This is a genomic window from Saccharopolyspora halophila (assembly GCF_039531955.1).
In the GTDB taxonomy this organism is placed as follows: Bacteria; Actinomycetota; Actinomycetes; order Mycobacteriales; family Pseudonocardiaceae; genus Saccharopolyspora; species Saccharopolyspora halophila.
This window is the reverse complement of the sequence record NZ_BAAARA010000015.1, coordinates 211,990-233,417: the sequence shown is the minus strand read 5'-3', so window position 1 is coordinate 233,417 and position 21,428 is coordinate 211,990. Positions and strand designations below refer to the sequence as shown.

The window sequence follows — 21,428 nt, the reverse complement described above, 5'->3', positions numbered from 1 at the left end:
GTGCCCGGCGGTAGGTCGGGTGATCGACATGCGAGAACACGGGTGCCTTCGACACGGATGAGGACGGACCACCGATGAACACCCTGGACGCGTTGGACGCCCAGTCGCTGCGTTCCGACATCCCGGCCTTTCGGCCCGGTGACACGCTGAAGGTCCACGTCCGCGTTATCGAGGGTTCGCGCGAGCGGACTCAGGTTTTCCAGGGCGCTGTCATCCGCCGCCAGGGCGACGGCATCCGGGAGACCTTCACCGTCCGCAAGGTTTCCTTCGGTATCGGTGTGGAGCGGACCTTCCCCGTGCACACCCCGAACATCGCGAAGATCGAGGTTGTCACCCGCGGCGCTGTTCGGCGGGCGAAGCTTTACTACCTGCGCGACCGGCGCGGCAAGGCCGCGAAGATCAAGGAGAAGCGCGAGACCGCTCGCTCCTGATCGACGCGACGTGGATTCGAGAAGCCCGGGTGCTCGGCACTCGGGCTTCTTGCTTTTCCGGGTGCGATGCGCGTGCGCACGGGATCACGTAGGCACGTTCGGGTGATCACGCTCGGCGGATGCCGCGGCGAACGATCGCCGCCGAATCGGGTGTACCGGAAAACAGCACGTCATCGACGTGATTCCGGTTCGAGATCGTGACGAAAACGCCCGGGGCGGCGCGACTGCGCGGTGACTCGTTGAAGTAGCCTGGCGCAGTGGCCGACGTCATGCGCAGCGGATCAGCCGAAGACCCCCAAGACCCCGAGGGCCGGGAACGCTCCTCGGGAACCCCGGAGGAGCAGGCGGTTCCCAAGTCCAAGGGAAAGAAGAAGGGCTCGTTCTGGAAGGAACTGCCCATCCTGATCGTGACCGCCCTGGTGCTCACGGTGCTCATCCAGGCGTTCCTCGCCAGGGTGTACGTGATCCCGTCGCAGTCGATGGAGCAGACGCTGCACGGTTGCACCGGTTGCAACAACGACCGTGTGCTGGTCGACAAGGTCAGCTACCGCTTCTCCGATCCGCAGCCCGGTGATGTCGTGGTCTTCCGCGGCCCGCAGCCGTGGGTGCAGAACGAGTTCGAGGTCCAGGAGCCGAGCAACCCGGTTGCCGGGTTCTTCCAGGACGCCGTCTCGCTGCTCGGTTTCGGCGCCCCCGACGAGAAGGACTTCGTCAAGCGCGTGATCGCGGTGGGCGGGCAGACGGTCGAGTGCTGCGACGCGCAGAACCGGGTGATGGTCGACGGCAAGCCGCTCGAGGAGCCCTACATCTACTGGGAGCCGGGCCGCGGTGTCGGGCAGGACTCGTTCGAGCCGGTTACCGTCCCCGAGGGGCACCTGTGGGTGATGGGGGACAACCGCAACGACTCCAAGGACTCGCGCATGCAGGGCGGCGGCGGCCTCAACGGTGCGGTTCCGGTCGACAACGTCATCGGCAAGGCGCAGGTCATCGTGCTGCCGCCGACCCGCTGGCAGTCGATCTACGAGGATAACCCGCAGGTCACCGCGCTGGGTGCGCCGTCCTGGCAGCAGGGTCTGCCGCTGGGTGCTGGCTTCGCGGCGGCGTTCCCCGTGGTCTTGGCGGGTCGTAAGCTCGCGGGTGTAGTGCGCAAGCGACAGCCCGCGGAGTGACTTCGACGTGACGGTGACGGAGTTCCGGCCACCCCGGTCGGTGATCCGGCGCAGCAGTGGCAACTGGGCGCTCCAGAGCGCGCTGGACCGCCGCGGCCTCGGCCCGGTGGCAGGCGTGGACGAGGCCGGGCGAGGTGCCTGCGCCGGCCCGCTCGTGGTGGGCGCCTGCGTGCTCAAGTCCGGGGACGGGCGCCGGTTCGACGGGTTGACCGACTCCAAGGCGCTGTCCGAGGCGGACCGCGACCGGCTCTACGAGCGGATCACCAAGCGCGCGCTGAGCTGGTCGACGGTTGTGATCCCGCCCGAGGACGTCGATGCCCTGGGGATTCACGTGGCCAACCTGGAGGGGATGCGCCGGGCCGTCGCACGGCTGTCCGAGCATCCCGGCTACGTGCTCACCGATGGTTTCCGGGTGCAGGGTCTGGGCACGCCCAGCGTGGCCGTGGTCAAGGGCGATCGGGTGGCGGCCTGCGTGGCCGCCGCGTCGGTGCTGGCCAAGGTCACCCGGGACCGGATGATGGCCGGTGAGCTGCACGAGCGGTTCCCGGATTACGCCTTCGACGTGCACAAGGGGTACAGCACACCGCTGCACTCGGCCAGACTGACCGAGCACGGCCCGACCACCCAGCACCGGTGGTCCTACGCCAACGTCGCGGCCGCCGCGCAGCGGCACGGCATGCGGTCGCCGCGCGCGGTGACGAGTAAGCCCGGATTGTTCGATGCTTCTGACGGGAAAGTGGGGGACAATGTGGGGTTGTAGTCCGAATGGCAACGTAGAAGGGCTCGCACTGCGATGAGCGCCGAGGATCTCGAGAAGTACGAGACCGAGATGGAGCTGCAGCTCTACAAGGAGTATCGCGACATCGTCGGTCAATTCACCTATGTCGTGGAGACCGAACGGCGCTTTTACCTGGCCAACGTAGTGGACGTCCAGGTGCGCAACTCGGACTCGGAGGTCTACTTCGAGGTGTCGATGTCGGATGCCTGGGTCTGGGACATGTACCGCCCGGCCCGGTTCGTCAAGAACGTTCGCGTCATCACGTTCAAGGACGTCAACGTCGAGGAGCTGGACAAACCCGATCTCCGCCTGCCGGACGGCGGTCCCTTCGACTCGTGACCCCGGGCTGAGCGCGGTCCGCTCGCCGCGGGCGGGCCGGTCGCCGCAGCACCGGTGCGCGACAGCAGCGAAATGAAGAGCTCGGGCGGCCGAATCCGGCCGCCCGAGCTTTTTCGTGCGCGGATTCGGTTCTCTAGTCACCCTGATTCACGAATTCGATCACTCATCGGTGTTCAGCTAGTTGTCCACAAGGGATCTATCTATCCACAGATTCCGGAACATGCTTGGATTTTCGTTTCGCCTCGGGCAGCTTGAGGAAATCCCGACGCCGCGCTCGCGATCGCGGCACGGGCGATTCCGCAGCTGCTCGAGGAGGTACCCGTGCGTTCGAAGCAAGCCCCCGGACCGCTGACCGAACACGACGAGGGCGGCCGCGGCCGCGAGCTGGGCAGGCTCGGCGAACGGATGGCAGCCGACCTCCTGGAGAGCCGCGGGCTGATCGTGCTGGATCGCAACTGGCGATGCGTGCACGGCGAGCTGGACATCGTGGCCACCGATGGCGAGACCGTCGTGTGCTGCGAGGTCAAGGCGCGCTCCGGTACCGACTACGGCGGCCCGCTGCACGCCATGACCGCCGAGAAGATCAAGCGCGTGCGGCTGCTCGCCCGCTCCTGGCTCGCCGAGCGGGAGCTGGCCGGGTGCCCGGTGCGCTTCGACGTGGTCTCGGTGCTGTGGCCACCGGGGGAGGACGCCCGCGTCGAGCATCTCGAGGGGGTGTTCTGAGGTGGTGCTGCGACGAACCTGGGCGGTCGCGTTGTTCGGCGTGGACGGCGCCCTGGTGGAGATCGAGGCCGACGTGCGCAAGGGCGGGCTTCCGTCGCTTTCGCTGCTCGGGCTGCCGGACAGCGCGCTGCAGGAGGCCAAGAACCGGGTGCGCTCGGCGATCCAGAACTGTCCGGAGGACTGGCCGGACTGCTGCGTGACGCTGGCGCTGTCGCCGGCGGCCATGCCCAAGGCGGGGACCTCCTACGACCTCGCGCTGGCCTGCGCGGTGCTCTCGGCCGCCGAGCTCGTGCCCGGGCACCGGCTGGTAGGCACGGTGTTCTTCGGCGAGCTGGCGCTCGACGGCCGGATCCGGCAGGTGCGCGGGCTGCTGCCCGCGCTGCTGGCGGCCCGCCGGTCCGGGATGCGGCGGGCGATCGTGCCCGCATCCGGGCTCGCCGAGGCGCATCTCGTCGACGGCATCGAGATCCTCGGCGCCGAGCACCTGCGGGACGTGGCGACCTGGTTGCGCGAGCTCGGCGACCTGCCCTGCCATCCACCGGAGGTTCCGGAACCACCACCGGAGGAGACGCCTCCGGACCTGTCCGACGTCCTCGGCCAGCCGGAGGCCCGCTGGGCGCTGGAGGTGGCTGCCGCGGGCGGGCACCACCTGCTGATGACCGGTCCACCGGGCACCGGCAAGACCATGCTGGCCAAGCGGCTGTCCGGATTGCTGCCCGAGCTCCCGCCCGGTGAGTCGCTGGAGGTGACCGCGATCAGCTCGGTGGCCGGCGATCTCGGCGAGAGCGCGCGGCTGGTGCGCACCGCGCCGTTCGTGGCCCCGCACCCGTCCCTGTCCATCGCCGCGCTCATCGGCGGCGGCTCCGGGCTGGCTCGTCCCGGCGCGGTCACCCGCTCGCACCGCGGAGTGCTGTTCCTGGACGAAGCCTGCGAGCTGGGCCCCAAGCGGCTCGAGGCGCTCCGCACCGCCTTGGAGGAGGGCGAGATCCGGCTGGCGCGCCGCGACGGGACGCTGCGCTACCCGGCCCGGTTCCAGCTCGTCATGGCGACGAACCCGTGTCCGTGCGCTCCCGTCCGCGAGATCGACTGCGAGTGCCCGCCACAGGTCCGCAGGCGCTACCTCGGCAAGCTGTCCGGGCCGATGCTGGACCGGGTCGACCTGCGGGTGCGGATGCGGCCGATCACCGCGATGACGGTGCGCGGCACCGAGCCGGAGAACACCGAGGTGGTGCGCGCGCGGGTGCGGCGGGCGCGGGCGGCCGCGAGCGAGCGGTGGGCGGTGCACGGGTGGCAGACCAACACCGAGGTTCCCGGGACGGTGCTGCGCCGTGAGTTCGCACTACCGGCCAGGAGCACGGCACTGCTCGACAAGGGGCTGGAGAGCGGAGCGATCACGGCCCGCGGTGCGGATCGCTGCCTGCGGGTGGCCTGGACGCTGGCCGATCTCGACGGTCGCGAGCGTCCCGAAGCCGACCACGTGGCGGCGGCCCTGGAGTTCCGGGATCGGAGGGCGGCATGACGGCTTGGGCGCGGCTGGGCGAAAGGACCAGGCGGGACGTTCTGCGGGCGCGGGCCTACCTCTCGGTAGTGGCCGAACCTCCGGCCCCGGCCCTGGCCCACCTGGTCGCCGAACGCGGTCCGGTGCAGGCCGTCGAGGCCATCCTGCGGGACAAGGCACCTCCCGAGGTCCGGACCGAAGTGGAATCCCGGTTGGAAGGAGCCTGCGGCGAAGCGGCGATGCGGGCCGCCGACGCCGCCGGTGCCCGACTGGTCATCCCGGAACAACCGGAATGGCCCGCGGAGGCGTTCGCCGACCTGGCCGGGGCGAGATCGGTCGAGCTGCCCGGACTGGCCGAACCGCTCGCCCTGTGGGTGCGCGGCGCGGCCGACCTGGGCTCGGCCGCCGAGCCGGCGGTCTCCGTGGTGGGCACTCGCGCGGCCTCGGGCTACGGCGAGCACCTGGCCGCGGAGTTCGGGCACGGTCTGGCCGCTGCCGGGTTCACCGTCGTCTCCGGCGCCGCCTACGGCGTCGACGGCGCGGGCCACCGAGGTGCGCTCGCCGCGGGTGGCCGCACGGTGGCCTTCCTGGCCTGCGGAGTGGATCGCGACTACCCGGCAGGGCACTCGCGACTGCTGCAGGCCATCGCGGCGCAGGGCGCCGTGGTCAGCGAGTACCCGCCGGGCACGGAGCCCCGCAAGCACCGCTTCCTGGTGCGCAATCGCCTGATCGCGGCGATGGGTCAGGCGACGGTGGTGGTGGAGGCCGGGGCGCGCAGCGGTGCCGCCAACACCGCCAACACGGCCGATGCGCTCGGTCGTCCGGTGCTGGCCGTACCCGGAGCGGTCACGGCGCAGAACTCGGTGGGCTGCCACACCATGATCCGTTCCGGCCAGGCGGTGCTCGTGACGCGGACCGAGGAGATCCTCGAGGAGCTCAATCCGCTGGGCGTCCAGCCCGCCGAGGGGATCGTCGGCCGGGCTCGTCCGACCGACCGGTTGCCCGCGGACGCGCAGCGCCTGCACGACTCCCTGTCGGGCCTCAACGGTGCCAGCGACGCGGAACTGGCCGCCGACTGCGGCCTGCCCCTCGGCAGGGTTCGAGCCCTGCTGCCGGAGTTGGAAATGGGCGGTTTCGCGGAGCGCGGGGAAGCGGGGTGGTCGGTGATCCGATGACGAGTCGAGCGGAGGGGCGTTTCGGTGTGCCGTGGTAGCCGCAGGTGGTGCGGGACTCAGCGCGTCCGCCACCCGCGGCACCACGCGAACTCGAAACCCGCACACCTCTTTGGGTCGAGGCCGGCAGGTCGTGGCGGTGGCTCGACGTGTCATTTCTCGCCAAGAACTCCGGCGGTCGCGTGTGCTGGAACGGTAGTCGTTCGGATGCGCAACGTGAGGTCCGGAACACTGAGTTTTGCGTGGCGATGCTTGACCGGCGGAGCCTCAACGACCAGCGTCGAGGCATGACCGGTGGACGTCCCGCCCGAGGGCGCCGGCCCGACCTGAAGCAGGTGCGGGCCGGGCTGCCCAGCGAGCTCGGCGCCGCCGTCGACGACTTCGAACGACATCTGACCGCCGAGCGGGGGTTATCCGCGCACACCGTGCGCGGCTATCTCGCGGACGTCGTGTCGTTGCTCTCCCATCTGTCCGGATTGGCCGGTGATGCGGGCGTTCGCGCCCTGGATGTTTCCGTGCTGCGCGAATGGCTCTCGACCCAGCACGCGGCCGGTGCGAGCCGTTCGACCTTGGCCCGGCGGACGGCCTCGGCCCGAGCCTTCACCGGCTGGGCGTTCCGCGCGGGCCTGCTGCCCGGCGATCCCGGGCCGCGGTTGTCCGTGCCGTCCCAGCGCCGTGCGCTGCCCGCGGTGCTGCGCGCCGACCAGGCGGACGATGCGATGCGCGCCTCCGGTTCCGGGGCGGAGCAGGGCGATCCGGTAGCGCTGCGTGATCACGCGATGGTGGAAGTGTTGTACGCCACTGGTGTTCGCGTCGCTGAGCTGTGTGGACTCGACGTCGACGATGTCGACCGCGAGCGCCGGGTGCTGCGCGTGATCGGTAAAGGCGACAAGGAGCGCGCCGTGCCGTACGGGGCGCCCGCCGACGAGGCATTGGGCAGGTGGCTCTCGGCCGGTCGGCCGAAACTCGTTCGCGAACCGGCGAATGCCGCGTTGTTCCTGGGAGTCCGGGGTGGACGGCTCAATCCGCGGGCGGTGCGACGAACTGTGCACGACGCGGTGGGAGCGGTCGATGGCGCTCCGGACCTGGGTCCGCACGGATTGCGCCATTCGGCTGCGACCCAGTTGTTGGAAGGTGGCGCGGACCTCCGTAGCGTTCAGGAGTTGCTTGGTCACGCTACGCTCGCAACGACCCAGCTTTACACTCACGTGACCGTTGAACGGCTGAAGGCGATCCATGACCGAACCCACCCCCGTTCCTGAACATGCCGGGGGCGGCGCAGACACGGTGACCGCGAACGCGAACGCGGTGCCGGTGAACGCCCGCGACCACGGCTCGGCCAACGGCTACCACCACGGCGCGCGTGCTGGACTGGGCCTGGCCGACGCCCCGGAATCGATCGACGACGGCGGGCAGCGCAACGGTGACGAGGTCGAGGCCGGCATCGTCGCGCTCTGGCAGGCCTTCGGGCAGCGACGTGACCAGGAGCTGCGCGACCGCCTCGTGCTGCACTACGCGCCGCTGGTCAAGTACGTCGCAGGCCGGGTGGGCACCGGTCTGCCTTCGCACGTCGAGGTCTCCGACCTCATCCAGTCCGGCATCTTCGGGCTGGTCGACGCGATCGAGAAGTTCGAACCCGAGCGCGGGCTGAAGTTCGAGACCTACGCCATGCAGCGCATCCGCGGTGCGATCCTCGACGACCTGCGCGCCCAGGACTGGGTGCCGCGGTCGGTGCGCAGCCGCGCCCGCGACGTGGAGCGGGCGATCGAGCGCCTGGAGGCCAAGCTGCAGCGCACCGCGACCGACGCGGAGCTGGCCGATGAGCTGGAACTGTCCATCGAGGAGCTCCGCGAGCTGTTCGCGCAGATGCAGATGACCAGCGTCGTCGCTCTCGACGACCTGTTCGGCGCCGGGAGCGCGCAGGCCTCGCTGGCCGAGACGATCCCGGACGACCGCGCCGAGGACCCGGTGGCGGCGCTGGTCGACCGTGACAGTCGTCGCCAGCTGGCCGAGGCCGTGGAACGGCTCAGCGAGCGCGACAGGATAGTGGTCACCCTCTACTACTTCGAGAACCTCACCCTCGCCGAGATCGGCAAGGTGCTGGGGGTCACCGAGTCCCGGGTCTGCCAGTTGCACACCCGCGCCGTGCTGCGACTGCGCACCAAGCTCACCGAGCAGAACTAGGCGACGCCGAACTGGACGACGCAGAACTGGGCGACGCAGAACTGGGCGGCGCCCTCGGCGGGGCCCGCCGGGACAGCCGGGGTTACCAGGGCAGCAGCCGCACCCGGCCGTGGGCGAGCAGGCCGAGCGGGTCGAGGTAGTCCTCCCCGGCCCGCACGCCCCAGTGCAGGCAGGTCGCGGGGCAGTGGCCGGGCTGGAGCCGACCGATCGGCTGCCCTCGGGTGACGTGCTCACCGGTCTCGACGATCGGGTGCACCGGCTCGTAGCTGGTGCGCAGTCCCGCGTCGTGCTGGATCGATACCAGCTCGCGATCGGCCAGCCCGCCCGCGTGGATCACCACGCCGTCGGCGGCGGCCAGCACCGGTTGCCCGCTCGCCCCCGTCAGGTCCACCCCGCGGTGCCCGGGACCGAACGGGTGTTCCGGTGCCTCGAACGGCCGCACCGGTTTCGGGGGCGGGCTCAGCGGCCAGCCGAGCTCGTCGGGCGCCGCGCCCGGCGCCGGGGCGTCGACCGCGCCGCGAGCGGCTGTGGCCAGGCCGAACGCGGGGACGAGGACGAGGCACAGCAGGGCGGAGATCAGCAAGCGCATGGCGGCCAAGATGGCCCGGGTGTCGATCCGCTGAACAGGGGAAGGCCGAGATCTCTGGACAAACGGGATCGCTGTGGATAACTCCGGGTGCACGATTCAGTGAGCACTTGCGCGTCCAGTACACTGTTCACGCGGTTTCGTGTCCGCACGGACCGACTTCGCGTGCCCGCGCGCAACCCTGCGCGGCGATCGCCCTCGGGTCGATCGCTGGATGGCACGACTTCCGGGATCGTCTTCCCGGGAGTTGCTGGTCGGCGGGGTTTCGGCGCCCTCGCGGTCCCGTCCCGGAAGGGACGGGTGGGGGATGGCCGAAGCGGGCACCAGGGCGGCGGGTCACCCGGCTCGTCGCGGCAACCGAATCGCGCGCCTGCGGGCGCGCCCGACTCAAGAGGTGAACGCGAGGCTATGGCCGTCGTCACCATGAAGCAGCTGCTCGACAGCGGCGTGCACTTCGGGCACCAGACCCGGCGCTGGAACCCGAAGATGAAGCGCTACATCTTCACCGAGCGCAACGGCATCTACATCATCGACCTGCAGCAGACGCTGTCCTACATTGACGGAGCGTTCGACTTCGTCAAGCAGACCGTCGCGCACGGCGGGACGATCCTGTTCGTCGGCACCAAGAAGCAGGCGCAGGAAGCGATCGCCGAGCAGGCCCTGCGGGTCGGCATGCCCTACGTCAACCAGCGCTGGCTGGGCGGCATGCTCACCAACTTCCAGACGGTTCACCGTCGTCTGCAGCGTCTCAAGGAACTCGAGACCATGGAGCAGACCGGTGGCTTCGAGGGTCGCACCAAGAAGGAGATCTTGATGCTGACCCGCGAGAAGGACAAGCTCGAGAAGACTCTCGGCGGTATCCGCGACATGTCCAAGGTGCCGAGCGCCGTGTGGATCGTGGACACCAAGAAGGAGCACATCGCGGTCGGCGAGGCCCGCAAGCTGGGCATCCCGGTGGTGGCCATCCTGGACACCAACTGCGACCCGGACGAGGTCGACTACCCGATCCCGGGTAACGACGACGCGATCCGCTCCGCCGCCCTGCTGACCCGCGTGGTCGCCGACGGTGTCGCCGAGGGCCTGATGGCCCGCAGCGGCCGCAACAACGGCGCCCAGGCCGAGGGCGAGGAGAAGCCGGCGGGCGGCGAAGAGCCGCTGGCCGAGTGGGAGAAGGAGCTGCTGGCCGGTTCCGGCCAGGCCGCCGAAGGCGGCGAGCAGCCCGCGCAGTCCTGATCCGCCCCACCGCGCGCCTGCCGGAACCCGGCAGGCGCGCGGCGCGGCAGGGCCGCTGGCCAGGCACACTGGCAACGTGACCCGCACACGCGCGTGCGGCGAATCCGCATCACGCCGCACGCTGCGGGAAGCTTCCAAAAGATCTTCCAACTCCGTATCAACAGGGACGGACTACGCACGATGGCTAACTTCAGTGCGGCCGACGTCAAGCGTCTTCGCGAGCTGACCGGCGCCGGCATGATGGACTGCAAGAAGGCTCTGGAGCAGAACGACGGCGACTTCGACAAGGCCGTCGAGAGCCTGCGCATCAAGGGCGCAAAGGACGTGGGCAAGCGCGCCGAGCGCTCCACCGCCGAGGGCCTGGTCGCCGCCGACGGTGGTGTGCTGATCGAGCTCAACAGCGAGACCGACTTCGTGGCCAAGAACGACGAGTTCGTCGGCCTGGCCAACAAGGTCGTCTCCGCGGTCAAGGCAGCGGGCGCCACCGACCTGGACTCCGGGCTGGCCGCCGAGCTGGACGGCAAGACGGTCTCCGACGCGATCCACGAACTCTCCGCCAAGATCGGTGAGAAGCTGGAGCTGCGCCGGGTCGAGAACCTCGACGGCCAGGTCGCCACCTACCTGCACCGCCGCGCCGCCGGCCTGCCCCCGGCCGTGGGTGTGCTCGTGCAGTACACCGGCGATGACGCCGAGGCCGCTCGCGGTACCGCCATGCAGATCGCCGCGCTCAAGCCGAAGTACCTCTCCCGGGACGAGGTCCCGGAGGACGTGCAGGCCAACGAGCGCCGCATCGCGGAGGAGACCGCCAAGGAGGAGGGCAAGCCGGAGCAGGCGCTGCCCAAGATCATCGAGGGTCGGCTCAACGGCTTCTTCAAGGAGAACTGCCTGCTGGACCAGCCGTCGGTGACCGACAACAAGAAGACCGTCAAGGCCCTGCTGGACGAGGCCGGTGTGACCGTCACCCGCTTCGTCCGGTTCGAGGTCGGCCAGTCCTGATCGGTCGCGGTTCCACCGGTACGCCGGGCCGCACCCGGCCGTGAACGACCAGGTCGGCCCGGCTGCCGTGCAGCCGACGTGGCGCCCCGCCTTCGTTGGAAGGGCGGGGCGCTTTTGCAAGAGCGGTGCCCTTCGGGGCACACGTGCCGGGTGCGCTCACGAGGCGCGCCCTGGCGGCAACACCCGCACACTCTGCAAGGACAACCAACCCACCTCGATCTCGCGGGAGGATTCAAGTGACCGACGACGTGCAGGCGAAACGTGGTTACGGTCGCGTTCTGCTCAAGCTCGGCGGCGAGATGTTCGGTGGGGGCCGCGTCGGAATTGACCCGGACGTGGTCGGTGCGGTGGCCCGGCAGATCGCCGAGATCGTCGCCGACGGGGTCGAGGTCGCCATCGTCATCGGTGGTGGGAACTTCTTCCGCGGCGCCGAGCTGCAGCAGCGCGGGATGGACCGCGCGCGCGGTGACTACATGGCGATGCTGGGCACGGTGATGAACTGCCTGGCTTTGCAGGACTTCCTGGAGCGCGAGCACGACATCGACACCCGGGTGATGACCGCCATCACCATGAGCAAGGTCGCGGAGGCCTACATCCCGCGGCGCGCCGCGCGGCACATGGAGAAGGGCCGCGTGGTCATCTTCGGCGCGGGCACCGGTATGCCGTTCTTCTCCACCGACACCACCGCCGCGCAGCGGGCGCTGGAGATCGGCTGCGAGGTCGTGCTGATGGCCAAGGCGGTCGACGGCGTGTACTCCGACGACCCCAAGGTCAACCCCGAAGCCCAGTTCTTCGAGCACATCACCCATCGCCAGGTGCTCGAGCGCGGGCTGAAGGTCGCCGACGCGACCGCGTTCAGCCTGTGCATGGACAACCTGATGCCGATCCTGGTGTTCAACCTCCTGGAGGAAGGCAACATCGCCCGCGCGGTCGGCGGTGAGAAGATCGGCACGCTGGTCAGCACCCCAGTGGACGACCTGCGCTGAGAGTGCTGGATCCTGATCTGGTCGCGGGGCCGCCCTGGGGGCGCGCAACGCGGCACGCGACACTTGCAACATCCACCGGTCGGCAGACTTAAGGAGCAGCCGTGATCGACGAAGCACTTCTCGAAGGCGAGGAGAAGATGCAAAAGGCTGTGGCGGTGGCCAAGGACGACCTGGCCACGGTCCGCACCGGTCGCGCGAACCCCTCGATGTTCTCGGGCATCGTCGTCGACTACTACGGTTCGCCGACTCCGCTGAACCAGCTTGCCAGCGTCACCGCGCCCGAAGCGCGGATGATCGTCGTCAAGCCCTACGACGCCAGCCAGCTCCAGGCGATGGAGAAGGCCATCCGCGACTCGGACCTCGGCGTGAACCCGTCGAACGACGGCAAGCTGATCCGCGTGTCGATCCCGCAGATGACCGAGGAGCGCCGCAAGGAGATGGTCAAGCTCGCCAAGGCCAAGGGCGAGGAGGGCCGTGTGACCATCCGCGGCATCCGTCGCAAGGTCAAGGAAGAGATCGACCGCGTCGTCAAGGAAGGCGAGGCCGGCGAGGACGAGGGCACCCGCGGTGAGAAGGAGCTGGAGAACCTCACGCACCGCTACGTCGCCCAGGTCGACGAGCTGGTCAAGCACAAGGAAGCAGAACTTCTCGAGGTCTGAGTGGTGACGCCCGGCCAGTGCGAGGACGAGTCCGGAATGCCATCGAGCAATCCGGACCCTTCCTCGCGTCCGTCCCGGGCCGGTCGCGATCTCCGTGCCGCCATCGGCGTCGGGGTGGTGCTCGGCGCGGCGATCATTCTCTCGTTGCTGATGGTGCGGCACCTGTTCATCGGCATCGCCGCGGCTGCCGCGGCCGTCTCGACGATCGAGCTGGCCAGTGCGGTCAAGCGCGGCTCGGAGACCCGGGTGGCGGTGCTGCCCGCCCTGGTCGGCGGCCAGGCGATGATCTGGTTGTCCTGGCCGTTCGGCCTGCCCGGGATCTTGATCGCGTTCGCGATCACCGTGCTGGCCTGCCTGGCCTGGCGGTTCCGCTACGGCGTCGAGGGCTACCTGCAGGACGTGACGGCCTCGGTGTTCACCGCGGCGTACGTGCCGCTGTTCACCGCGTTCGCCGCGATGCTGGTGCGTCCCGAGGACGGCGCGTTCCGCGTGCTGTGCTTCCTGATCTGCGTGGTCGCCTCGGACACCGGTGGTTATGCCGCGGGCGTGCTGTTCGGCAAGCACCCGATGGCACCGGTGATCAGCCCGAAGAAGTCCTGGGAGGGCTTCGGCGGGTCGATGCTCTCCGGGGTCCTCGCGGGCTCCCTGTCGGTCTGGCTGCTGCTCGACGGGCAGTGGTGGCACGGCGCCCTGTTCGGTGCCGCCCTGGTGTGCAGCGCGACGGTCGGCGACCTGATGGAGTCGGTGATCAAGCGCGACCTCGGCATCAAGGACATGGGCAACCTGCTGCCCGGGCACGGCGGTCTGATGGACCGGATGGATTCGCTGCTCCCGTCGGCGCCGCTGTCCTGGATGATGCTGTTCTGGTTGGTACCGGCGTGATCGTGCGGGTCGTCGGCAGTAGCGGCCGCGCGCCGGCCTGAGCTCGAGGCGGTAATCCATGCGCACTTGGCGGAAGTCGCAGGTGCCGGAGGTGACGCCGAGTCCGAACATCTGGCACTGGCCGGACGTCTACGAGGCCGAGAACCGCGCTCAGGACTCCGGCGGTGCCATCTGGCGCGCGTTGCGCGAGCACCGGGACTGGTCCGGGCTGGACGTGCTGGACATCGGTTGCGGCGACGGCTTCCACCTGCCGATGTTCGCTTCCCGCGCGCGTTCGGTGATCGGCGTCGAACCGCACCAGCCGCTGGCCGAACGCGCCCGCGAACGCATGGCGGGCACCGCCGGGGTGGACGTCCGGGTGGCGCCCGCGCAGCGGTTGCCGGTGACCGACGGCAGCGTCGATCTCGTGCACGCGCGCACCGCGTACTTCTTCGGGCCGGGCTGCGAGCGGGGCCTGGCCGAGGCCGAGCGCGTCCTGCGTCCGGGCGGGACGCTGGCCATCGTCGATCTCGACACGGCCTGCCCGCCCTACGGGAACTGGATGCGTGCGGACGCGCCGCAGATCGATCCGGAGCGGATCGAGTCCTTCTTCACCCGGCAGCACTTCCACAGCATCTCCATCCCCACGCTCTGGCGCTTCCACGACCGGGAAACGCTCGAACAGGTGCTGCGCATCGAGTTCTCCGCCGAGATCGCGGCGCGCGCGGCCCGCGAGACTCCGGGCAGGACCCTGCCGGTCGGTTACCGCCTCCGGACCAGGGAGAAGCCCACCGGCCTGCTGATGTCCTGAACTCCCGGTCGCGAGCGCTCGCGGCGAATTCGTGTCACATTCCAGGTCGCCGGGCCGTCAAGAAGGCGACGACCCGAGGAGGCTGGGATGCGGGACAGCGATGTGCTCGCGCGACGTTTCGAGGAGCACCGCGCGCGGTTGAACGCGGTCGCCTACCGGATGCTGGGTTCGCACGGTGAGGCCGAGGAGGCCGTGCAGGAGGCGTGGCTGCGGGTGGATCGGGCGGGCACCGACGGGGTGGACAACTTCGGCGGCTGGCTGACCACCATCGTCGGCCGGGTCTGCCTGGATCTGCTGCGCGCCCGGAAGGCCCGTCCGGAGCGGACCGTGGCGGACCTGCCGGAGCAGGCCCGCGGCGACGAGCCTGCGCCCGAGTCCGAGGCGGAACTGGCCGACACGGTCGGCATGGCGCTGTTCGTCGTGCTCGAGACCCTCGACCCGCCCGAGCGGCTGGCGTTCGTGCTGCACGACGTCTTCGGCGTCCCTTTCGACGAGATAGCACCGATCGTCGGCAAGGGCTCGGCGGCGACCCGCCAGCTCGCCAGCCGGGCTCGCCGCCGGGTTCGCCGGACCGACGTCGCCGAGCAGGACCCGGCCGCGCAGCGCGAGGTCGTCGAGGCATTCCTCGGCGCTGCCCGCGACGGCGATTTCGAGACCCTGCTGGCGGTGCTGGACCCGGACGTGGTGCTGCGCGCCGACGAGGCGGCCGTGTCGCTGACCCGGCGCATCAAGAAGCCCGGCGTGGTCCCGCTCGTCCCGGAATCCCGCGGGGCGCGCGCCATCGCCGAGATGTTCCGCGGTCGCTCGGGAGTGGCTGGTTTTCGCCCGGCCCTGGTCGGGGACACCATCGGAGCGGCCTGGGCGCCCAAGAAGAAGCCGCACGCGGTCTTCGCGATGGCCGTCGAGCAGGGGCGCATCACCGCCATCGACGTGATCGTCGACCCCGAGCACATCGCCAGGCTGGATCCGCTGGTGCTGTCCTGATCAGGCGGCCCGGAAGGGCCTCGTTCCCTCCCGGGCGATCACGGCGCGCGGGATGGAACGGAGCTCTCACTCGCCCGTGCGGGCGGAGGTGTCGATGACGACGAAGCTGGCGCCCACGACGTCCTGGACCACCGCGAGCCGCCCGTGCGGGGAGTCGGAGGGCTCGCGCACGAGCTTGCCGCCGAGCTCCTGGACCCGGTTGACCGCCGCGTCGGTGTCCTGGTCCGGGTTGACCTGGAAGTAGAGCAGCCAGTGAGCGCCGACGTTCTCCGGCAGCGAGAGGCTGGTCTCGTAGCGGCCCACGGTGGGTTGCTCACCGGCGTACCAGGCCGTGTAGTCGAAGTCGCCTCCCGGCTGACCCATCTGCTCCTGCCGGTAGCCGAACAGCTCGGCGTAGAACGGGTCGGCCGCCGAGCCGTCGCTGGTGTGCAGCTCGGCCCAGCACAGCATTCCCGCGTGGTCGCGGCCGAACTTGCCGTACGTCGGCGCTTCCCACAGGCCGATGATGGCGCCGGTGGGATCCTCGGCGACCAGGAACATCTCGTCGGCGGGCGTCTCGGTGGGCGGCACGATCACCTTGCCGCCCAGCGCCCGAACCTTCTCGCAGGACTGCCGAACGGCACCGCACTCCAGGTAGAGCGTCCACGCGGTCGGGATGAAGTCGCTCTCCGGAGGCAGCAGTCCGGCCACCGGGGTCTTGTCGATCATCGCGATGTTGTAGTCGGGGCGCTGCAGCCAGCGCCAGCCGAACAATCCGGTGTAGAACTCGCGCGTTTCCTCCAGCTCGGAGGTCGCCAGGTCGATCCAGCCGGGCGCGCCCACTGCGTTGGCCATCGCAACTGCTCCTCTGCGACGTGGTCATCTACAGGTGACGGTAGGCGCCGACGACTGAACTCGCCCGGCCGATCAGGTCGTTCACCACATGCGGCGAAGCATCGCGCTCGTCCGCCATTTGTCATCGCCAACGCCCCCGAATGACGCCTTGATAGGTGACCTGCCACGTGATCGGCTGGTAGTCGCCGTCCGGAGTGTGCTCAGGTCGCACCGGAGGGCGCAGGCAGTGTCCTCAGGGGGTCGGGAGCAGCGATGGCCAAGCGAGCGGCGCAGCCGGTCACCGCGGGTCTGTCGCGGCTTGCTCAGCTGGACCGGCGCGAACGCCGGGAGCTCACCGAGCAGTTGTGCCGCCAGTACCCCGCGTTCCGCTCGATGATCAAGCAGGTCGGCATCGCTCGCGGCATCGCGTTCTCCTCGGGGCTGGTGCTGGCGACGTCGATCATGTGCTTGGCGCAGGGCGCGAGCACGTGGCTGGTGGCGTTGCTGGTCTTCAGCGGGCTGGCGGGTTTCGGCTGGGTCGCGGTGGCGCTCACCGACAGCCGGTTCGACCTGCTGCTGGCCGTGCTCGGCGCGCACCGCACCGACGAGCTGCACAGCAGGTTGGTCACCGAGCAGATCTACGGCGAAGAGCTGGAACAGGTCGAGGAGCGCGCACCGATCGTGCAATCCCGGACCGTCGGTTCGCGGTGCGCGGGCGAACCTAGGTCTGCACGCTGATGGACAACGCGGCGGCGATCTCGTCGCCGACGAAGTGCGTCTCGGCCTCCGGGGGTTCGCCGACGCGCACCACCAGCGGCCCGCCGAAGGGCTTGCGCTCGACGATCTCGATGCGCGAACCCAGCGTCATGCCGTGCTCGGTGAGGTAGCGCAGCAGGTCCGAGTCGGTGTCCCACACCCGCGCGATGATGCCGACGGTTCCGGGCTCGATCTGATCGAGCAGCTTGGTCTTGGGCATCGACACCTGCCCGTCCGCGGTGGGGATCGGATCCCCGTGCGGATCCACCGCGGGGTGGCCCAGCTTGGCCGAGATGTGCTCGATGAGCTCGTCGGAGACCGCGTGCTCGAGCGAGTCGGCTTCGGTGTGCACCTCGTCCCAGCTGTAGTCGAGGATCTCGACCAGGAACAGCTCGATCAGCCGGTGCCTGCGCAGCACGTCGTAGGCCAACCGCCTGCCCTGCGGGGTGAGTTCGACGCTGCGGTAGCGGACGTGCGTGACCAGGCCGAGCTGCGCCAGCTTGTTGATCATTCCGGACACCGAGGACGGGCTGAGGCCGAGCCGCTGGGTCAGGGTCGCGTTCGTGACGGGCTCGCCCCGTTCGCTGAGCCCGTGAATCGCGCGGAGGTAGTCCTCCACCGACGACGACGGGCGCTCGGCATCGGTCGGCATGCCCTCAGGTTACGGGCGGGCCGGTCCGCACAGTCGTACGGTCACCGACCATCGCCCGTCTGCGCAGCGCACGAGGGATGATCCCCTGCTTCGGCGCCCCGAGGTAGACCAGCGCGAACACGGCGGTCTGGCAGCACACGATCATGCCGCCGGTCGAGGTGTCGATGTGGAAGCTCAGGTAGGTGCCCAGCACCGCGCACAGCACCGACAACCCGGCCGCGGTCACCAGCATCGGCCCGAAGCGCCTGGTCAGCAGGAAGGCGGTGGCGCCCGGAGTGATCAGCATCGCGGTGACGAGGATGACGCCGACGGCCTGCAACGCCACGACCACGGTCAGCGCCAGCATCACCAGCAGCAGCGCTCCCATCCGCCGCGGGGAGATCCCGATCGCGTGCGCGTGCGTCGGGTCGAACGCGTAGAGCGTGAGGTCTCGCCGTTTGACCAGCGCCGCGATCAGCACGGCCGCTCCGATCGCGACCACCTGGGCGATGTCGCCGTCGGTAACCCCCAGGACGTTGCCGAACAAGATGTGGTTGAGATCGACCTGGCTCGGGATGCGCGAGACCAGCACCAGCCCCAGCGCGAACATGCCGGTGAACACCACCCCGATCGCCGTGTCCCCCTTGAGCCGGGTGGTGCTGCGCACCCCGGCGATCAGCGCGACCGCGAGCCCGCCGAACAGGAAGGCCCCGATCGAGAAGGGGAGATCGAGCACGTAGGCCAGCACCACGCCCGGTAGCACCGCGTGCGAGACCGCGTCGCCGAGCAGCGACCAGCCGATCAGCGTCACCCAGCAGGACAGCACCGCGCACACCACGCCCGCGACGAGGCTGACCAGCAGGGCGCGCTGCATGAACCCGAACTGCAGCGGCTCGAGCAACCACTCGTGGATCACGGCACCTCCGGCATCCCGAACGCGCGCGCCAGCATCTCCGGTGCCAGGGCCCGCTCGACCGGGCCGTGGGCGATGACGCGCTGCTGCAGCAGGACCGCCTCGTCGCACAGCTCGGGGACACCGGCCAGGTCGTGGGTGGAGATCACCACGGTCCGCCCCTCGTCGCGCAGCTGCAGCAGCAGGTCGGTGATCATCGCCTCCGAGGTGCGATCCACGCCCGCGAACGGCTCGTCGAGCAGCAGCAGCCGAGCGTCCTGCGCGATCCCGCGCGCGACGAACGTCCGCTTTCGCTGTCCCCCGGACAGCTCGCCGATCGGGTTGCCCGCCAGTTCGGTCAGTCCCACCCGGTGCAAGGCGGCCCGCACCGACTCCCGGTCGGCCCGGCGCGGGCGCCTGGTGAGGGAGAGGTGTCCGTACCGGCCCATCATCACCACGTCGGCCACCGTGACGGGGAAGTTCGCGTCGACCGCTTCGGATTGCGGCACGTAGGCGATCAACCCGGCCCGCCGGGCCCGCCGCTGCGTGCCGTCGAGCACCCGGACCTCGCCCGCGTCGGGGCGGATGAGCCCCATCAGCGACTTGAACAGCGTCGACTTGCCCGACCCGTTCATGCCGAGCAGCCCGCAGATGCGACCTTCCGCGATGTCCACCGACACGTCGTCGAGCGCCACGGTCTCGCCGTAGCGGACGGTGAGCCGGTGCGCGGCGACGGCGCTCATGCGGCCTCCCCGCGCAGTCCGTCGACGATCGCCCGCGCGTCGTGCCGCAGCAGGTCGAGGTAGGTGGGCACGGGGCCGTCCGGGCCGGACAGCGAGTCGACGTAGAGCTTCGCGCCGAGTCGGGCACCCGTTTCCCGGGCGACCTGCCGCTGGGCCCGGTCGCTGACCGTGGATTCGCAGAACAGCGTCGGCACGCCGTTGCGGCGCACGAACGAGGTGGTGGCCTTGATCTGCTGCGGCGTTCCTTCGGACGCGCTGTTGACCGGCCACAGGTACGCCTCCCGCAAACCCGCGTCGCGCGCCAGGTAGGAGAAGGCTCCTTCGCAGGTCACCAAGGCCCTTTGCGATGACGGGAGGTCGGTGAGCGCGTCGCGCAGGTACCGGTCGATGGCGGCGAGCTCGCCGAGGTAGGCCTCGGCGTTGGCGCGGAAGGTCTCGGCGTGCTCCGGGGCGAGCCGGATGAGCGCGTCGCGGATGTTGGTGACGTAGGTCGCGGCCGTGCGCGGTGACATCCAGGCATGCGGGTTGGCCTCCCCGCGATAGGACCCGTTGCGGATCGGGATCGGATCGATTCCCTCGGTCAGGGTCACGTGTTCGGCCTCGCTGCGCTGCACGAACCGCTCGAACCAGCGCTCCAGGCCGAGGCCGTTGTCCAGCACCAGATCGGCCTTGGCCGCGGTGAGCATGTCGCTGGGCGTCGGCTCGTACTCGTGGATCTCCACGCCGGGCTTGGTGATCGACTCGACGACCAGGGCGTCGCCTGCGATGTTGCGGGCCATGTCGGCGATGACGGTGAACGTGGTGACCACGTGCTTGCGGTCGTCGGCGGGCTTGCCCAGCCCGGTCCCGCAACCGCCGGTGAGCACCAGCGCCAGCGCCAGCACCGCGCCCAGGTTTCGGTGTAGCGCAGAACGAGTTTTCGCCACGGCGAAAACCTTACCTCGGGGTGTGGCGCGCGCCAACGGGTCTGCCCGACACGATCGTTTCCGCTCGTGGGACACTGGGCAGCGCTATGTCTACGAAATCTCTTCCGCTCGTCTTCGACGCCCCACGTCGTGGTATGCCGCCACGTCATCTCGCCGACCTCTCGGTCGAGGAACGCAAGGCCGCCGTCGCCGAGCTGGGGGAGAAGCCGTTCCGGGCCAAGCAGCTCGCGCACCACTACTTTGGCCGCCTCAACGCCGAGGTCGAGTCCATGACCGACCTGCCCGCGGCCAGCCGCGAAAAGCTCGGCGAGGAGTTGCTGCCGCCGCTGCTGACCACGGTGCGCAACCTCGACACCGATGAGGGAACCACGCGCAAGACGCTGTGGAAGGCCCACGACGGCACGCTGCTGGAGAGCGTGCTGATGCGCTACCCCGAGCGGGCCACGGTGTGCATCTCCAGCCAGGCCGGTTGCGGCATGGCCTGCCCGTTCTGCGCCACCGGCCAGGGCGGGCTGCAGCGCAACCTGTCCACCGCCGAGATCGTCGACCAGGTCCGCTCGGCGGCCCGGATGATGCGCGACGGCGAGGTCCCGGGAGGACCGGGCCGGCTGTCCAACGTCGTGTTCATGGGCATGGGCGAGCCGCTGGCCAACTACCGCCGGGTGATCAATGCGGTGCACCGCATCACCGACCCGGACCCGGAAGGTCTTGGGCTGTCGCAGCGCTCGGTCACCGTTTCCACGGTCGGGCTGGTGCCCGCGATCAAGAAGATGACCGCCGAGGACCTCAACGTCACTCTCGCGGTTTCACTGCACACGCCCGATGACGAGCTGCGCGACACGTTGGTTCCGGTCAACAACCGCTGGAAGGTCGCCGAGGTCCTCGACGCGGCCCGCGGCTACGCCGACAACACCGGTCGCCGGGTGTCCATCGAGTACGCGCTCATCCGCGACATCAACGACCACCCGTGGCGGGCCGACCTGCTGGGCAAGCTCCTGCACAAGCACCTCGGCCAGTACGCCCACGTCAACCTCATCCCGCTCAACCCCACCCCGGGCAGCAAGTGGGACGCCTCGCCGAAGCCGGTGGAGCGCGAGTTCGTGCGCCGGGTTCAAGCGGCCGGCGTCCCCTGCACGGTCCGCGACACCCGCGGTCAGGAGATCGCCGCGGCTTGCGGCCAGCTCGCCGCCGACGAGGACTGACGTTCCGAGACCGGGTCCGTGGCCCGCAGCGGCCGTGAACCCGGCATCGCTGATC

At 69.8% G+C, this 21,428-nt stretch carries 24 protein-coding genes; 18 read left to right on the top strand and 6 right to left on the bottom strand.

All coding sequences use genetic code 11. The features are described from left to right. Positions 1-74 precede the first annotated feature (74 nt). From rplS to whiG, 9 genes are all read left to right on the top strand, one after another. A complete protein-coding gene (rplS, locus tag ABD289_RS19530) occupies positions 75-431 on the top strand; it encodes a 50S ribosomal protein L19 (RefSeq protein WP_344134700.1) in 357 nt (118 codons plus the stop codon). 257 nt (positions 432-688) lie between these two features. Further along, positions 689-1,600: a signal peptidase I gene (gene lepB, locus ABD289_RS19525; protein WP_344134697.1), complete on the top strand. Its 912-nt coding sequence runs from the start codon at positions 689-691 to the stop codon at positions 1,598-1,600. A gap of 7 nt (positions 1,601-1,607) precedes the next feature. Further along, complete coding sequence (locus ABD289_RS19520; protein WP_344134693.1) at positions 1,608-2,360, top strand: ribonuclease HII; 753 nt, start codon at positions 1,608-1,610, stop codon at positions 2,358-2,360. A gap of 33 nt (positions 2,361-2,393) precedes the next feature. After that, complete coding sequence (locus tag ABD289_RS19515; RefSeq protein WP_344134690.1) at positions 2,394-2,717, top strand: DUF2469 domain-containing protein; 324 nt, start codon at positions 2,394-2,396, stop codon at positions 2,715-2,717. A gap of 321 nt (positions 2,718-3,038) precedes the next feature. Next, complete coding sequence (locus tag ABD289_RS19510) at positions 3,039-3,440, top strand: YraN family protein (RefSeq protein ID WP_344134687.1); 402 nt, start codon at positions 3,039-3,041, stop codon at positions 3,438-3,440. Between the two features lies 1 nt (position 3,441). Next, on the top strand, positions 3,442-4,959 hold the full coding sequence (locus ABD289_RS19505; protein ID WP_344134684.1) for a YifB family Mg chelatase-like AAA ATPase: 1,518 nt from the start codon (positions 3,442-3,444) through the stop codon (positions 4,957-4,959). Next, a complete protein-coding gene (gene dprA / locus ABD289_RS19500) occupies positions 4,956-6,113 on the top strand; it encodes a DNA-processing protein DprA (RefSeq protein WP_344134681.1) in 1,158 nt (385 codons plus the stop codon). Before ABD289_RS19505 ends, dprA begins: the two co-directional genes overlap by 4 nt. Positions 6,114-6,397: 284 nt before the next feature. Beyond that, positions 6,398-7,372 (top strand): tyrosine recombinase XerC, encoded by a 975-nt coding sequence (locus ABD289_RS19495; RefSeq protein WP_344134678.1) that lies wholly within the window; start codon positions 6,398-6,400, stop codon positions 7,370-7,372. After that, positions 7,347-8,294 (top strand): RNA polymerase sigma factor WhiG, encoded by a 948-nt coding sequence (gene whiG / locus ABD289_RS19490; protein ID WP_344134675.1) that lies wholly within the window; start codon positions 7,347-7,349, stop codon positions 8,292-8,294. The genes ABD289_RS19495 and whiG overlap by 26 nt, the downstream gene beginning before the upstream one ends. 82 nt (positions 8,295-8,376) lie before the next feature. Here whiG and ABD289_RS19485 read toward each other — a convergent pair whose 3' ends face one another. Next, on the bottom strand, positions 8,377-8,883 hold the full coding sequence (locus ABD289_RS19485; protein WP_344134672.1) for a M23 family metallopeptidase: 507 nt from the start codon (positions 8,881-8,883) through the stop codon (positions 8,377-8,379). A 405-nt stretch (positions 8,884-9,288) separates the two neighbouring features. On the opposite strand from ABD289_RS19485, the gene rpsB reads away from it, so the two are divergent. From rpsB to ABD289_RS19450, 7 genes are all read left to right on the top strand, one after another. Beyond that, the gene (gene rpsB, locus ABD289_RS19480) at positions 9,289-10,113 is read left to right on the top strand and encodes a 30S ribosomal protein S2 (protein WP_344134669.1); all 825 of its coding nucleotides are present in this window, start codon (positions 9,289-9,291) and stop codon (positions 10,111-10,113) included. Between the two features lie 180 nt (positions 10,114-10,293). Next, positions 10,294-11,109: a translation elongation factor Ts gene (gene tsf / locus ABD289_RS19475; protein WP_344134666.1), complete on the top strand. Its 816-nt coding sequence runs from the start codon at positions 10,294-10,296 to the stop codon at positions 11,107-11,109. 299 nt (positions 11,110-11,408) lie between these two features. Beyond that, positions 11,409-12,095 carry a UMP kinase gene (gene pyrH / locus ABD289_RS19470; protein WP_425564748.1) on the top strand — a complete coding sequence of 229 codons (687 nt, stop codon included), beginning with the start codon at positions 11,409-11,411 and terminating at the stop codon, positions 12,093-12,095. Positions 12,096-12,196: 101 nt separating this feature from the next. Next, positions 12,197-12,754 carry a ribosome recycling factor gene (frr, locus tag ABD289_RS19465; RefSeq protein ID WP_344134660.1) on the top strand — a complete coding sequence of 186 codons (558 nt, stop codon included), beginning with the start codon at positions 12,197-12,199 and terminating at the stop codon, positions 12,752-12,754. A 36-nt stretch (positions 12,755-12,790) separates the two neighbouring features. Continuing rightward, a complete protein-coding gene (locus tag ABD289_RS19460) occupies positions 12,791-13,636 on the top strand; it encodes a phosphatidate cytidylyltransferase (protein ID WP_344135061.1) in 846 nt (281 codons plus the stop codon). 58 nt (positions 13,637-13,694) lie between these two features. Continuing rightward, the gene (locus ABD289_RS19455; RefSeq protein WP_344134657.1) at positions 13,695-14,426 is read left to right on the top strand and encodes a class I SAM-dependent methyltransferase; all 732 of its coding nucleotides are present in this window, start codon (positions 13,695-13,697) and stop codon (positions 14,424-14,426) included. Positions 14,427-14,513: 87 nt separating this feature from the next. Next, on the top strand, positions 14,514-15,410 hold the full coding sequence (locus ABD289_RS19450) for a sigma-70 family RNA polymerase sigma factor (RefSeq protein ID WP_344134654.1): 897 nt from the start codon (positions 14,514-14,516) through the stop codon (positions 15,408-15,410). A 66-nt stretch (positions 15,411-15,476) separates the two neighbouring features. Here ABD289_RS19450 and ABD289_RS19445 read toward each other — a convergent pair whose 3' ends face one another. Beyond that, positions 15,477-16,244: a VOC family protein gene (locus ABD289_RS19445; RefSeq protein WP_344134652.1), complete on the bottom strand. Its 768-nt coding sequence runs from the start codon at positions 16,242-16,244 to the stop codon at positions 15,477-15,479. A gap of 252 nt (positions 16,245-16,496) precedes the next feature. Between ABD289_RS19445 and ABD289_RS19440 the strand changes: the two genes are divergently transcribed. Beyond that, positions 16,497-16,961 (top strand): hypothetical protein, encoded by a 465-nt coding sequence (locus tag ABD289_RS19440; protein WP_344134650.1) that lies wholly within the window; start codon positions 16,497-16,499, stop codon positions 16,959-16,961. Here the strand turns inward: ABD289_RS19440 and ABD289_RS19435 are convergent. From ABD289_RS19435 to ABD289_RS19420, 4 genes are read right to left on the bottom strand one after another with little or no spacing between them, the layout of a single operon-like run. Then, positions 16,945-17,631, bottom strand: coding sequence for a metal-dependent transcriptional regulator (locus ABD289_RS19435; RefSeq protein WP_344134648.1), 687 nt, complete (start codon positions 17,629-17,631; stop codon positions 16,945-16,947). The two genes, ABD289_RS19440 and ABD289_RS19435, sit on opposite strands and share 17 nt — an antisense overlap. A 4-nt stretch (positions 17,632-17,635) precedes the next feature. Beyond that, entirely contained in the window at positions 17,636-18,484 is an 849-nt protein-coding gene (locus ABD289_RS19430; protein WP_344135058.1) for a metal ABC transporter permease, read from the bottom strand. A 38-nt stretch (positions 18,485-18,522) separates the two neighbouring features. Beyond that, a complete protein-coding gene (locus ABD289_RS19425) occupies positions 18,523-19,245 on the bottom strand; it encodes a metal ABC transporter ATP-binding protein (RefSeq protein ID WP_344134646.1) in 723 nt (240 codons plus the stop codon). After that, positions 19,242-20,171 (bottom strand): metal ABC transporter substrate-binding protein, encoded by a 930-nt coding sequence (locus ABD289_RS19420; protein WP_344134644.1) that lies wholly within the window; start codon positions 20,169-20,171, stop codon positions 19,242-19,244. Before ABD289_RS19420 ends, ABD289_RS19425 begins: the two co-directional genes overlap by 4 nt. A gap of 86 nt (positions 20,172-20,257) precedes the next feature. On the opposite strand from ABD289_RS19420, the gene rlmN reads away from it, so the two are divergent. After that, entirely contained in the window at positions 20,258-21,373 is a 1,116-nt protein-coding gene (gene rlmN / locus ABD289_RS19415) for a dual-specificity RNA methyltransferase RlmN (protein ID WP_344134642.1), read from the top strand. The last annotated feature ends 55 nt before the right edge of the window (positions 21,374-21,428 follow it).